At 31.7% G+C, this 13,311-nt stretch carries 13 protein-coding genes; 8 read left to right on the top strand and 5 right to left on the bottom strand.

Annotated elements, in window-relative coordinates:
• The first annotated feature begins 4 nt into the window (after nt 1–4).
• From V7S76_RS05845 to V7S76_RS05830, 4 genes are read left to right on the top strand one after another with little or no spacing between them, the layout of a single operon-like run.
• Nucleotides 5–529 carry a 5' nucleotidase, NT5C type gene (locus tag V7S76_RS05845; protein WP_459509124.1) on the top strand — a complete coding sequence of 175 codons (525 nt, stop codon included), beginning with the start codon at nt 5–7 and terminating at the stop codon, nt 527–529.
• A gap of 2 nt (nt 530–531) precedes the next feature.
• Nucleotides 532–1,683, top strand: coding sequence for an MFS transporter (locus V7S76_RS05840; protein ID WP_459509123.1), 1,152 nt, complete (start codon nt 532–534; stop codon nt 1,681–1,683).
• 28 nt (nt 1,684–1,711) lie between these two features.
• On the top strand, nt 1,712–3,028 hold the full coding sequence (locus tag V7S76_RS05835; protein ID WP_459509433.1) for a sugar porter family MFS transporter: 1,317 nt from the start codon (nt 1,712–1,714) through the stop codon (nt 3,026–3,028).
• A gap of 10 nt (nt 3,029–3,038) precedes the next feature.
• Nucleotides 3,039–4,043 (top strand): GntR family transcriptional regulator, encoded by a 1,005-nt coding sequence (locus V7S76_RS05830; protein WP_459509122.1) that lies wholly within the window; start codon nt 3,039–3,041, stop codon nt 4,041–4,043.
• On the opposite strand, the gene V7S76_RS05825 is transcribed toward V7S76_RS05830, so the two are convergent.
• Nucleotides 4,038–4,490, bottom strand: a complete 453-nt coding sequence (locus tag V7S76_RS05825; protein ID WP_459509121.1) for an N-acetyltransferase family protein — start codon at nt 4,488–4,490, stop codon at nt 4,038–4,040. The two genes, V7S76_RS05830 and V7S76_RS05825, sit on opposite strands and share 6 nt — an antisense overlap.
• Before the next feature lies 1 nt (nt 4,491).
• Nucleotides 4,492–5,514: an RluA family pseudouridine synthase gene (locus V7S76_RS05820; RefSeq protein WP_459509120.1), complete on the bottom strand. Its 1,023-nt coding sequence runs from the start codon at nt 5,512–5,514 to the stop codon at nt 4,492–4,494.
• Here V7S76_RS05820 and V7S76_RS05815 point away from each other — a divergent pair.
• Entirely contained in the window at nt 5,507–6,379 is an 873-nt protein-coding gene (locus V7S76_RS05815) for a 1-aminocyclopropane-1-carboxylate deaminase/D-cysteine desulfhydrase (protein ID WP_459509119.1), read from the top strand. The two genes, V7S76_RS05820 and V7S76_RS05815, sit on opposite strands and share 8 nt — an antisense overlap.
• Here the strand turns inward: V7S76_RS05815 and sufB are convergent, their stop codons facing one another.
• Nucleotides 6,380–7,828, bottom strand: a complete 1,449-nt coding sequence (sufB, locus tag V7S76_RS05810; RefSeq protein WP_459509118.1) for a Fe-S cluster assembly protein SufB — start codon at nt 7,826–7,828, stop codon at nt 6,380–6,382.
• Between the two features lie 87 nt (nt 7,829–7,915).
• Nucleotides 7,916–8,380 (bottom strand): Lrp/AsnC ligand binding domain-containing protein, encoded by a 465-nt coding sequence (locus tag V7S76_RS05805; protein ID WP_459509117.1) that lies wholly within the window; start codon nt 8,378–8,380, stop codon nt 7,916–7,918.
• Between the two features lie 443 nt (nt 8,381–8,823).
• Between V7S76_RS05805 and V7S76_RS05800 the strand changes: the two genes are divergently transcribed.
• Genes V7S76_RS05800 through pgi form a run of 3 tightly spaced genes read left to right on the top strand, consistent with a single transcriptional unit; the run spans nt 8,824 to nt 11,899 of the window.
• The gene (locus V7S76_RS05800) at nt 8,824–9,459 is read left to right on the top strand and encodes a peroxiredoxin (protein ID WP_459509116.1); all 636 of its coding nucleotides are present in this window, start codon (nt 8,824–8,826) and stop codon (nt 9,457–9,459) included.
• Nucleotides 9,460–9,483: 24 nt separating this feature from the next.
• Nucleotides 9,484–10,248, top strand: coding sequence for a glycoside hydrolase family 25 protein (locus V7S76_RS05795; RefSeq protein WP_459509115.1), 765 nt, complete (start codon nt 9,484–9,486; stop codon nt 10,246–10,248).
• A 4-nt stretch (nt 10,249–10,252) separates the two neighbouring features.
• Nucleotides 10,253–11,899 carry a glucose-6-phosphate isomerase gene (gene pgi / locus V7S76_RS05790; protein WP_459509114.1) on the top strand — a complete coding sequence of 549 codons (1,647 nt, stop codon included), beginning with the start codon at nt 10,253–10,255 and terminating at the stop codon, nt 11,897–11,899.
• A gap of 2 nt (nt 11,900–11,901) precedes the next feature.
• On the opposite strand, the gene hisS is transcribed toward pgi, so the two are convergent.
• A complete protein-coding gene (gene hisS / locus V7S76_RS05785) occupies nt 11,902–13,260 on the bottom strand; it encodes a histidine--tRNA ligase (protein ID WP_459509113.1) in 1,359 nt (452 codons plus the stop codon).
• Nucleotides 13,261–13,311: the final 51 nt, after the last annotated feature.

The following is a 13,311-nucleotide window of genomic DNA, read 5'->3' as shown; positions in this document are numbered from 1 at the left end:
AAATATGAAAAGAATAGCTATCGATATGGATGATGTAATGGCCGACACATCCGTGAAAATTGTCAATGAAATTAATGTTCGATTAGATAAATCTTATAACTATTTTGATTTATTTGAAGATAGCCCACTTAAATTTCAATTTTATCAAGATTATTTGGCTAATAATTCTTTTTTAAAAAATCCAGGTTTTTTCTTAGATATTCCTGTAAAAGAAAATGCAGTTGAGGTAATTGAATCACTTCACAATCATTATGAAATATTTATTGTTTCTGCAGCCACAGAATTTCCGAACTCTATGAAAGAGAAAATAGATTGGATGGCAATTCATTTTCCATTTATCAGTTGGACAAACATCGTTTTTTGTGGCCACAAACATATGATACAAGCCGATTATTTGATAGACGACCATGAAAAGAATTTAAAAACGTTCACCGGAACCCCTATCCTATTTACAGCACCTCATAATACAATGTTAACGGGTTATGAAAGAGTAAATAATTGGAATGAAGTTAAATCCTTGTTTCTATAACAATGATAAAAAATAGAATTTCAATTGGAGTGTTATTTTTTATATGTGGTTTAAACTTTGCAAGTTGGGCAACACGAATTCCTGATTTTAAAGATTCACTTAATTTATCTGACGCAAAACTTGGTAGTTTATTAATGGGTTTACCCATAGGTTCCATGGTTTCTTTACCTATTGCAGGTTATTTATTAACGAAGTATAAATCCAAAGCTATTTGTGTAATAGCGATAATTCTTTACATCTTAATAATGCCTTTACTCGGATTAATAAGTTCTTCTTATCAATTGTTTTTTGGGTTATTCGCCTTTGGAATGGCTGGTGATTTACTGAATATTGCCATGAATACACAAGTTGTTTCCATCGAAGAAAAGTTAGAAAAGACAATCATGTCGAGTTTCCATGCTATTTTTTCAATTGGTTTAATGCTTGGAGCAATAATAGGCGGTTTTCTTACAAAAATCTCTCTTAATCCTTTCCACCATTTTGTTATTATATCCTTGATCAATGTTGTTTCAATCATATTATTTCAAAAGAATTTATTGAACGATAATCCTCAAAAAACGAAGAAAAATATCAACGATAATCGTAAATTATCTATACTTCATTTAGGTAAATTTTTACTTACGCTATCGCTTATAGCATTTTGCGGTATGCTTTGTGAGGGGGCCATGGCAGATTGGATAACGATCTACTTTAAAGAGACTATTAAAGATTCTGATTTTCCTAATTCCATAGGATTTTCATCTTTTGCATTTGCAATGGTCATAGGTAGATTAATAGGAGATGTGATTTCAAATAAATGGGGTATTAAAAAAGTGCTGTTATTTAGTGGCTTACTTATAGCCTTAGGGATGAGTTTAACTTTATCCTTCAATTATTTGTATAGTATGATTTTAGGCTGTTTTATTACAGGTATTGGGATATCAACAATCGTACCTTTAGTATATTCGGCTGCTGGTAAATCAAAAGATACGCCTCCTTCAATTGCCATTGCTGGCGTTTCAACCATATCTTATGTCGGTTTTTTGTTTGGTCCAGTTTTAATTGGTTATTTGTCTGATATGTTTACGTTAAGATACTCATTGATTCTATTGATTTTTTTGGGCCTTCTTGGCAGTTTTATCACTGAATTATCACTTTCAAAAATTGAAAAATAAATTATTATAACTAATATTAAAATAAAAAATCTCTATGAATAAGCATGTAATATTTTGGTCAATCACTGTCGGACTTGGTGGTATGTTGTTTGGTTTAGATGTGGCAGTTATTTCGGGTGCTGAATTAGCGATTCAAAAATTATGGAATTTGGATAGTTGGACACATGGCTTGGCAGTAGCGACTGCATTGTATGGTACCGTTGTAGGTGCAGCCTTAGGAGGGATTCCAGCGGACAAATATGGTCGAAAAAGCACCTTATTATGGATTGGAATCAGTTTTTTTGTTTCCTCTATTGGTGCAGCATTGGCGACAGATGTCAATTATTTTATGTTATTTCGCTTTTTGGGTGGATTAGGAATTGGAGCCTCATCGGTTGTAGCACCCATCTATATTTCAGAAATTGCACCTGCTAAACATCGAGGAAAGCTAGTTATTTCCTTTCAATTGAATGTCGTATTGGGTATTTTAATCGCCTATGTTTCAAATTATCTTTTACAAGGTGGAGAAAATGATTGGAGATTAATGTTAGGAGTAGTTGGGATACCCAGTTTGATATTTTCTTTTTTAATTTTATTTACTCCTGAAACGCCTCAATTTTTATTATTAAAAAGAAATGATCCAGAAGCAGCCTTAAAGGTTCTTCGTTTAGCAGATCCTGAACCCGAAGAAACATTGAATCGTATTCTTAAAAATGCTGAAGCAAATAATAAAAAGGCAGACAAATTATTTTCAATCAAATTCTTCACTCCTCTTTTATTAGCTTTTCTTTTTTCGTTTTTTAATCAAATGTCAGGAATAAATGCAGTTATTTATTACGCACCTAGAATTTATGAATTAACAGGTTTAGGTAAAGAGGGAGCCTTATTATCAACTGCAGGAATTGGTGTTGCCAATTTATTGTTTACCATATTAGGTTGGTATTTGATTGATAAAGTTGGAAGAAGAATACTTATGTACATAGGTTCAATTGGATATATTTTATCACTTTCACTCATTGCTTACTCTTTTAAAACAGAGGTTTTTGATTTAGTACCCATTTATATTTTTGTTTTTATTGCCTCACATGCGATCGGTCAAGGATCCGTAATTTGGGTTTTTATTTCTGAAATTTTCCCTAATTCAGTTCGTGCATCGGGTATGGCATTTGGATCATTGGTTCATTGGTTATTGGCCGCATTTGTAGCTAATTTTTTCCCAATCTTTACGGACAAGTTTGGTGGAACTGCCATATTTAGTTTTTTTGGTATTATGATGGTCGGTCAATTATTGTATGTGATGTTTTTAATGCCAGAAACTAAGGGAAGTAATTTAGAAGATATAGAAAAACAAATAATGGCACATTAATTAAGATTTTATGATTCATTTTGATGCTTCTAGTAATAAACCTAAATACCTTCAATTGATTGATGGTATTGTAGACGCTATTGATTCAGGTAAGTTAGAACGTGGTGAACAATTACCTTCTATCAACGTAGTAGCAAACGAATTTGGTATGGCCCGAATGACTGTCACTAAGGCTTATGATGAATTACGAGAAAGAGGATTAATTACTTCACATCATGGTAAGGGATTCTTTGTGACCAGTACAGATACAAGGAGCAATTTACATGTCTTTATATTAATGGATTCATTAACTCCCTATAAAGAAATTTTATTGGATAGTATTTTAACCAATCTAGGTACCGTTAGTTATAATTTATTTTTTCATTATCATGATATTAAACTATTCGAAAACCTTATTTCTGACAATGTAGGTAAATACAATCACTATATCATATTGCCCCATTTTAATATAAGTGTCTCAAAAATTGTGTCTAAAATACCCAAAGAAAAATTACTAGTTTTGGACATTGATGTTAAAGAATTTAGTGATGATTATGCTATTTTGTATCAAAATTTTGAACTAAATATGTACACTGGGCTTCTAAAATGCCGAGATAAGGTTAAAAAATATGAAAGTCTAAATCTTGTTTTAAGTCAGAAAAGTTTCCAATACACACCAAATGGAATTATCAAGGGTTTTACCCAATTTTGTGAAGAAAATGACATCGTTTTTGATATTATTCCTGATTTAGAGGAAGCCATTGATATTCAAAAAAATCAAGCATACATTGTTTTTAGAGAATTTGACCTGATAAAGATGATTAATTGGTGTTCAAAAAACAATTGGAAATTTGGAAAAGAAATTGGCGTTATTTCCTATGATGATACTCCCTTAAAAGAAATTATTTCTGAAGGAATTTCCGTCATTTCTAATAACTTTAGTGCCATGGGTAAAAAGGCTGCAGAAATGATTCTGAACAAAGAAAAAGGTAGAATAGCAAATGAATGTTATTTCGAAGATCGAAATTCTTTATAAATCTAGATGTACATTAAGCCATTCTTCATCCATTTTTACACCATATTTATTGTAGAAATCAATTGCTGATTTATTCCATTCTAATACTTGCCACATCATTCCTGAGCAATTTGTTCGTTTAGCCTCTTTGATACATTCCTCTAATAATAGTTTTCCTAAACCCAAATTTCTGAATTCTTCATTGATGTATAAATCTTCTAAATAGAACCTTTTGCCCTTCCATGTAGAAAATCGAAAATACCAAAGTGAAAAACCAGCCAATGATCCTTTATAATAAATTAGATTACATTCGAAAAGTGGATTTTCATTAAATCCATTCTCGTAATAATCTTCTAATTTGGCAGTGACCTCTTGAGGTGCTTTTTCAAAAATGGCTAATTTCATTACTAAAGAAAAAATTTCTTTTGCATCCTCTTTTAGCGCCTTTCTAATTACTATATCGTTCATTTTAAATTAATTTTCTTAGCTTTTCAAGTAATTCAGTCATGTCTTCTGGAAAGCTTTTTTCGAAATACATTCTTTTTTTTGTTATTGGATGTTCAATTTCAAGTGAATAAGCATGTAGAGCTTGTCTTGGACAACTTTTAAAAAGATTATCTACCAAAGTTTTAAAATTAGCTATACTACTCATGTATCTAATTTTGTCTCCACCATAGGTTGCATCTGAAAATAATGGATGGTGCATGGACATCGAGTGTGCTCTAATTTGATGTGTTCGCCCTGTTTCTAATTTAAATTTTACCAATGAACAAAAACCAAATGATTCAATCACTTCGTAATGAGTAATGGCTATTTTGCCATCTTCGTGATCTTCGGGGAAAATTGCCATTATTTTTCTATCCTTTGGACTTCTCCCTATTTTACCAATTAATGTTCCTTTGCTTTCTTTGGGAGTTCCCCAGCATATAGCGTAGTACGTTCTATCAATGGTATGATCGAAGAATTGTTTGGCTAGATAAGTTAGAGCATACTCTGATTTTGCCACTACCAGAATCCCGGAAGTATCTTTATCGATTCGATGAACTAAGCCCGGTCTAATGTTATTGTTACCAGGCAAGTTTTGACAATGATACAAAAGACCATTGACTAGTGTACCCGACCAATTACCATGAGCGGGATGAACAACCATTCCGGCTTTTTTATTGATTATAATGATTTCATTATCTTCAAATAAAATATCCAAAGGTATATTTTCAGGTAAAACATCCGTATCTCGAGGAGGATGGGCAAAAGAAACACTAATTTCATCAAATGGTTTTACTCGGTAATTTGATTTCACCAACGATCCATTGATTTTAACAGAACCCGATTCTATACCCGCTTGAATTTTAGATCGACTAGAATTTGAAATTTTTAATTGTAAATATTTATCTATTCTAACTAATTGTTGACCTTTGTCCACAATAAAGTTAAAATGCTCAAATAAATCATCTTCGGATTCTATTGGATCTATTTCATTTTCTATGGACATACAAACGTTAAATTTATTAAATCTCAATTTACCATCTCCTATTGAAGAAATAACAAATGATTTATGTGAAAAGAAAAATATAAAACTTTTTATAAAAAGAGATGATTTAATCAATCCTTTTATATCAGGTAATAAATGGCGCAAATTAAGGGATTATATTGAAATCGCCCAAATAAATAATAAGAGAGGATTTATAAGTTTTGGAGGGGCTTACTCCAATCATTTATATGCTTTAGCTTATTTAGGTTATCAATTAAATTTTTCAACCATTGGTTTAGTTAGAGGTGATGAATTGACTATAAATAGCAATCCATTTCTTCAACAAATGGATTTATGGGGAATGAAAATGATATTTTTAGATCGAGATACTTATAAAAGAAAAGAAATACCTTCAAATATATTCAATCATGATCAATATCTAATTATTCCAGAAGGTGGTTATTCTGAAGTGGGAATTAATAGTGTCGAATCATTAAGCGAAGAAATTCAATGTCAAGGCAATTTTAATTATATTTCATTAGCAGTTGGTACTGGGACAACAGCTATTGGATTATCTAAATTTTCAGATACTCAGATTTTGGGAATTTTGTCTCTAAATAATTTAGAAGAAATTCAAAGTCATCAATCAGAATTAAATCACTTCTCTCCCAACCTTATTTTTATGGATCAATTAGAAAAGAAAAAATATGGCCGAAAAAATGAAGAATTGGAACAATTTTGTGCGGATTTTTATCAAGAAAATCAAATAAAAATAGAGCCTATATACACTGGTAAAATGTTTTATAGACTCTATCAATTAATTTCTGAAGATTATTTCCCTGTAAATTCTAAGATTTTAGCGATACATACTGGTGGATTGAAATAATTATCCAACTGATCCTTCCAAAGAAATAGCTAATAATTTTTGAGCTTCTACGGCAAATTCCATTGGCAATTGATTCAATACCTCTTTCGCATATCCATTAACAATTAAAGCAATGGCAGTTTCGGTAGATAAACCTCTCTGATTGCAGTAAAAAATTTGGTCTTCACCAATTTTAGATGTTGTTGCTTCATGTTCGACTGAGGCTGTACTATTTTTAACTTCTAAATACGGAAAAGTATGAGCACCACATTTATCACCCAACAATAATGAATCACATTGAGAGAAGTTCTTGGCTGAATCTGCTCTTTTGGCAATTTGAACCAATCCGCGATATGAATTTTGTGAAAAACCAGCCGATATACCTTTGGAAACAATTCGGGATTTAGTATGTTTTCCTAAGTGAATCATTTTTGTTCCCGTATCTGCTTGTTGGTAATTATTCGTTACAGCAACTGAATAAAATTCACCAATCGAATAATCTCCTTTTAATATCACAGATGGATATTTCCAAGTGACAGCTGAACCTGTTTCTACTTGAGTCCAAGATAATTTTGAATTAGCGCCATCACAAATTCCTCTCTTAGTTACAAAATTGTAGATTCCACCTTTACCTTCCTTGTCACCAGGGTACCAATTTTGTACCGTTGAATATTTTACTTCTGCATTTTTATGAACAAAAATTTCAACTACTGCTGCATGCAATTGATTTTCATCCCGCATTGGAGCCGTACAACCCTCTAAATAACTTACATAGGAATCCTCTTCTGCAATAATCAAAGTTCGTTCAAACTGACCTGTACCTGAAGCATTTATTCGAAAATAGGTAGAAAGCTCCATTGGACATCTCACCCCTTTAGGGATATAGCAAAATGATCCATCTGAAAAAACAGCAGAATTTAAAGCAGAATAAAAATTATCTTTAACAGGAACGACACTTCCTAAATATTTTTTAATCAATTCAGGATGTTCCTTAATAGCTTCGGAAATTGACGAAAAAATAATTCCTTTTTCAGCTAAGGTTTCTTTAAAAGTAGTTGCTACAGATACAGAATCAATAACTGCATCGACAGCCACATTGGATAATCTTTTTTGTTCATCCAATGATATGCCTAATTTTTCAAAGGTTTTACGTAATTCTGGATCAATTTCATCCAAAGAATTTAACGTCTTTTTTTGAACGGGAGCTGAATAATATTTTAAAGATTGGTAATCAGTTGGTTTGTATTTCAAATTTGGCCACGTTGGTTCAACCAATGTTTTCCAATGTCTAAATGCTGCTAATCTCCATTCAAACATCCATTCAGGCTCATTTTTTTTGGCAGATATAAATCTAATGATTGATTCATCTAACCCAATAGGTGCTTCATCTGTCTCAAAATGACTTTCAAATCCATATTTGTATTCTGTATTTGTAACTTCTAATAAAAGTTCTTCTTCCTTACCTGCCATAATTGTTATTTAAAAAGTCTACAAAATTACAAAGGAAATTGATAGAAAATACAATTAAATGAGAATGATTCTAAATAGGGATAATATTTATATCAATGGGCTGTTTCGAATAAGACTTTCTTCTAGCGATATAAAGGTTTCTGTTCTTTGAATACCTTTCACGCGTTGAATTTTATCATGCAATACTTCACGTAAATGTTGGGTATCTCGGCAAATAATTTTGGCAAATATGGAATAAATACCAGTTGTGTAGTGAATATTAACAACTTCAGGAATGTCATTTAATTGTTTAGCCACATCTTCGTATAAAGAACTTTTATCAAGGTAAATGCCCAAAAATGCTGTGATGTCCCATCCTATTTTGGAATAATCAATTAATAACTGGGCCCCTTTTACAATTCCTAGAGATTCCATTTTTTTCATCCTTACATGAACAGTCCCCCCAGAAACATCTAAACGTTGACCTATTTCTGTGTAAGGTAAATTGGCGTCTTTTACTAAAATTTCAAGAATTTTATAATCCAAAGGATCTAAATCAATTTTCTTTTCCATGCAATATTTTTAATAAACATCACAAATAATTAAAAAAAAATCAAGAAACTGATATTTTTTTTAAAAAATTTTGAAAATATATAAATACTAAGTTATATTTGTGTCGTAATTATTACAAAGGTAATAGTTTTTAATGTAGGGTGATGAAATTGGCAGACATGCCCTCCTGTCTCGGGGGTGGTGAGTTCGGGATAAACGCGGCATAATGGGTTGACCACTAAAGTTAGTTCTGTGTCGCGGCTAACCGCATCTTGGAGGTTCGAATCCTTCTCCTACAGCATTTTAATTAAAAGGTTTTTAGTTTGTTGATGAAGTGTAATTATAAAAGCGATTCTAATTTTTAGTATCGCTTTTTTGTTTAATTAGTACTCTACAATTTTGATAGATTAGAATAAACGCTTATATTTATAATGTTTTAAGTTTCACCTTTAATTAATTTCATTATGTCTTTAAGATTAGGAGATATCGCGCCAGATTTTAGCGCAGATACAACGATGGGTCACATCAATTTTCATGAATGGATTGGTAATTCTTGGGTTTTGTTTTTCAGTCATCCGGCTGATTTCACCCCTGTATGCACAACAGAATTAGGTAAAACGGCTTTGTTAAATGGAGAATTTGCAAAGCGTGGAGTAAAAGCAATTGCGATTTCCGTGGATAGTTTAGAATCACATAACAAATGGGTTCCTGATATTGAAGAGGTTAATCACACAACCATGAATTTTCCTATTATCGCTGATCCTGAGAAAAAGGTAGCTTTATTATATGATATGATTCATCCGAATGCTTCCGAAAAAGCTACCGTTCGTTCTGTATTTATTATTGGACCCGATAAAAAAATCAAATTAACATTAACCTACCCTGCTTCTACAGGTAGAAATTTTACTGAAATTTTGCGTGTCATTGATTCATTACAATTAACAGCTAATTATCAGGTAGCAACACCAGCCGATTGGACTTTAGGCGAAGATGTTATCATTACGCCAGCAGTTTCTAACGAGGAAGCTGATAAAAAATTCCCGAAAGGCTATACCATAATTAAACCTTATTTAAGAAAAACTCCTCAGCCTAATTTATAAGAGGATTTTTTATACACTATTCTTATGCCTAAAACAAGAATCAAATCTCACCTTCTAAAAATTATTTTAGCGGTTGTTGCTTTGGTTCTTGTTTTGTTTTTTTTTCCAAAAAAAACCGCTGATTTTGAATTTAAGTATAGTGAAATAGCCGATATTGAACTTCCTCATAATTATACAATCCACGGTATAGATATCTCTCATCATAATGGTGATCTTTTTTGGAAAAGCATCCATAGTGTAGATTTATTTGACACAGTATCTATCAAATTTGTTTTTATAAAAGCTACAGAAGGTAAAACTTTAAAGGATCCAAAATTCAATCACAATTGGCGAGAATCTAAAAAATATGGTCTTACACGTGGCGCATATCATTTTTATATTGCTAGTAGAGATCCAATAAAACAAGCAGAAAATTTTTGTCGTATTGTTCAACTACAAAAGGGAGACTTACCTCCCGTTTGTGATTTTGAGGGTCAATTTGGAGTTCCTACTAAAAAAATCAAAAAAGATCTTAAATTATTTTTAAAATATATTGAAGATAATTATCAGGTTACTCCTATCATTTATACCAATCCTAAATTATTTGAAAAAATATTCAAAGATGATGAGTCATTTGAAGACTATAAATTGTGGATTGCCCATTATGGTAATAAAATGATCGAAAAACACAAAAACCTGCTTATTTGGCAACATAATAAATCAGGTAAATTACCTGAGAGTTCAAAATCTGTTGATTATAATGTATTTTTGGGCTCTGAGAACGATTTTAATTCAATTTTAATAAAATAAATACATGTTATCATCAATTAATTTTACGCAAACTAATTCATTTAAAAAGTTGGAAGCAGATTTTATACGTTTGCAAAAATCCCATTTAAAAGAATTATTTGTTGATAATTCCAACCGCCAAAAAGATTTTAGTATTTTATTTAATGACATATTCTTAGATTTTTCTAAAAATATAATAGACAATGAAGTTCTTTCTGATTTAATAGAATTAGCCAATGAATGTAAATTAGCAGACTCAATTGTAGCTCAATTTTCTGGTAAAAAAATAAACTCCACAGAAAATAGAGCTGTTTTACACACAGCATTAAGAAAACCGTTAGGTTCATCATTGTTCTTAGATGATATTGATATCATGATTGGTATAAATCAGGTGAAGGCACATATGAAGGATTTTTCATCGAAAGTTATATCAGGTGAATGGAAAGGTTACACCGGTAAAGCAATAACAGATGTTGTGAATATTGGTATTGGTGGCTCTGATTTAGGTCCTGTTATGGTAACAGAATCTCTCAAAGCGTATAAAAACCATCTAAATATTCATTTTGTTAGTAATGTCGATGGAACTCATATCGCTGAAACTATTAAAAATCTTAATCCTGAAACGACCTTATTTTTAATTGCTTCTAAAACTTTTACCACTCAAGAAACTATGGCAAATGCCTTCTCAGCTAGAGAATGGTTTTTACGTGTTGCTAAAGACGATAGCGCTGTTTCAAAACATTTTGTTGCTCTATCAACCAATAAAGAACAAGTTGAAAAATTTGGAATTGATTCAGCTAATATGTTTGTTTTTTGGGATTGGGTTGGTGGTCGTTATTCGCTTTGGTCTGCTATAGGTTTATCCATCTGTTTGGGAATAGGTTACGAAAATTTCGAGGAATTGTTAGCTGGAGCGAATGAGATGGATGAACATTTCCTAGCGGAAGGTTTTGAAAATAATTTACCTGTAATTTTAGCATTATTAGGTATATGGTATGTCAATTTTTGGAATGCTGCTTCTCATGCTATTTTGCCTTATGATCAATACATGCATCGTTTTGCTGCTTATTTTCAACAAGGTGATATGGAATCCAATGGTAAAACGATTGATCGCTCAGGGAATAGAGTATCTTATCAAACAGGTCCAATCATTTGGGGTGAACCTGGGACCAATGGTCAACATGCGTTTTACCAATTAATTCATCAAGGAACACAAATGATTCCTGCTGATTTTATTGCACCTGCACAAAGTCACAATCCTTTAGGTAATCACCATACTCTATTGATGTCGAATTTCTTTGCTCAAACCGAAGCATTGATGAATGGTAAAACACTAGACCAAGTAAAAAATGAATTAATTAAAAGTGGTTTAAATGAAGATTCCATTTCAACATTAGCGCCCTTCAAAGTATTTGAAGGAAATAAACCAACCAACTCCATTTTAATTAAAAAACTTACACCTCGAGTTCTAGGTTCTTTAATCGCAATGTATGAACATAAAATATTTGTTCAAGGAGTTATTTGGAATATATACAGCTATGATCAATGGGGTGTTGAACTCGGAAAACAATTAGCCAATTCGATTTTACCGGAATTGGAAAATTCGGATGTAATCGATTCACATGATAGCTCTACCAATGGATTAATCAATCAATTTAAAAATTGGAGATAAAATTATCCCAATAAAGAGATAAGATCAGAGATGGAGAGCAATTGTTGTTCTCCATTTTTCATATTTTTAATGGTGACTTTTTGTTCCGAAATTTCAGAATCTCCGATAACAGCAACGTAAGGAATTTGTTTTTTATCAGCAAATTCGAATGCTTTTTTTACCTTGGAAAGATCCGGATAAATTTCAGAGGCTATCTGATTTTTTCGTAATATAGAAACATATTTCAACGCTTCAGATTGGCCAATTTCATTAAAATAAGTAAACAACACTTTACTTCCACTGGAATTAATTTCAGGAAATAAGCCTAATATTTCCATTACATCCATAATTCGTTCAATGCCAAAGGATATACCAACCCCAGACATATTAGGCAAACCAAACGAAGAAGTTAAATTATCATATCTACCGCCACCCACAATTGAGCCAAAGGGAACATCAACGGATTTGCCTTCATAAATTAAACCGGTATAATAACTTAAACCCCTGGCTAATTTGAAATCGAATACGATATTTGAATTATCGAAACCATTGTTTTGAATAAACCCAAAAACCTCTTTAATTTCATCTAAACCAGATAATCCAAGTGCGTTTCCATTAAAAAAATCGTAAAGCTTCTTAATTGTTTCCTGATTAGATCCACTAAAATTTATTAATGGTTCTAATTCGTTTATTTGAGATTTTGAAAATCCTTTATTGATTAATTCTTCAGCAACTTTCTCCCACCCTATTTTATCTAATTTATCTAAGGCTACAGCGAAATCAGTAAACTGGTCTAACTTACCCAATTTATCGGCTATACCTGAAAGAATTTTTCTAGAGTTAATGTATAAATTTGATTTCAAGTTTAAACTTGAAAATATTGATTGGAACAAGGAAATTAATTCACTTTCATTAATTAATGAATTAGATCCAATAATATCTGCATCGCATTGATAAAACTCTCTATATCTACCCTTTTGCGGTCGATCGGCACGCCAAACAGGCTGAATTTGGTACCTTCTGAAAGGAAATGCTAAATCATTTCGATTCATTGCTACAAAGCGAGCAAATGGAACTGTTAAGTCATAGCGTAATCCTTTTTCTGAAATTTTGAAGGTAAAGGATTTACTACCTTGATTCATGTCTAATTCACTTAAATTACTTAAATAATCACCTGAATTAAGTATTTTAAATAGTAATTGATCCCCTTCGTCACCATATTTACCTGTCAGAACTGATAAATTTTCGATGGCTGGTGTCTCAATAGCTTGAAATCCGAAATTTTCAAAATGATTCTGAATCGTTGAAAATACGTACTTTCTTTTGGCCATTTCTTGTGGACCAAAATCTCTTGTACCTCTTGCGTTGCTTGGCTTTTGCATAATTTTAAAAGACAAAATTAATTAATTAAAGAAGATTTTTTGAATTATAGG

It is taken from the genome of Aquirufa sp. ROCK2-A2, from assembly GCF_054558485.1.
This window is presented reverse-complemented; position numbering and strand designations above follow the sequence as displayed.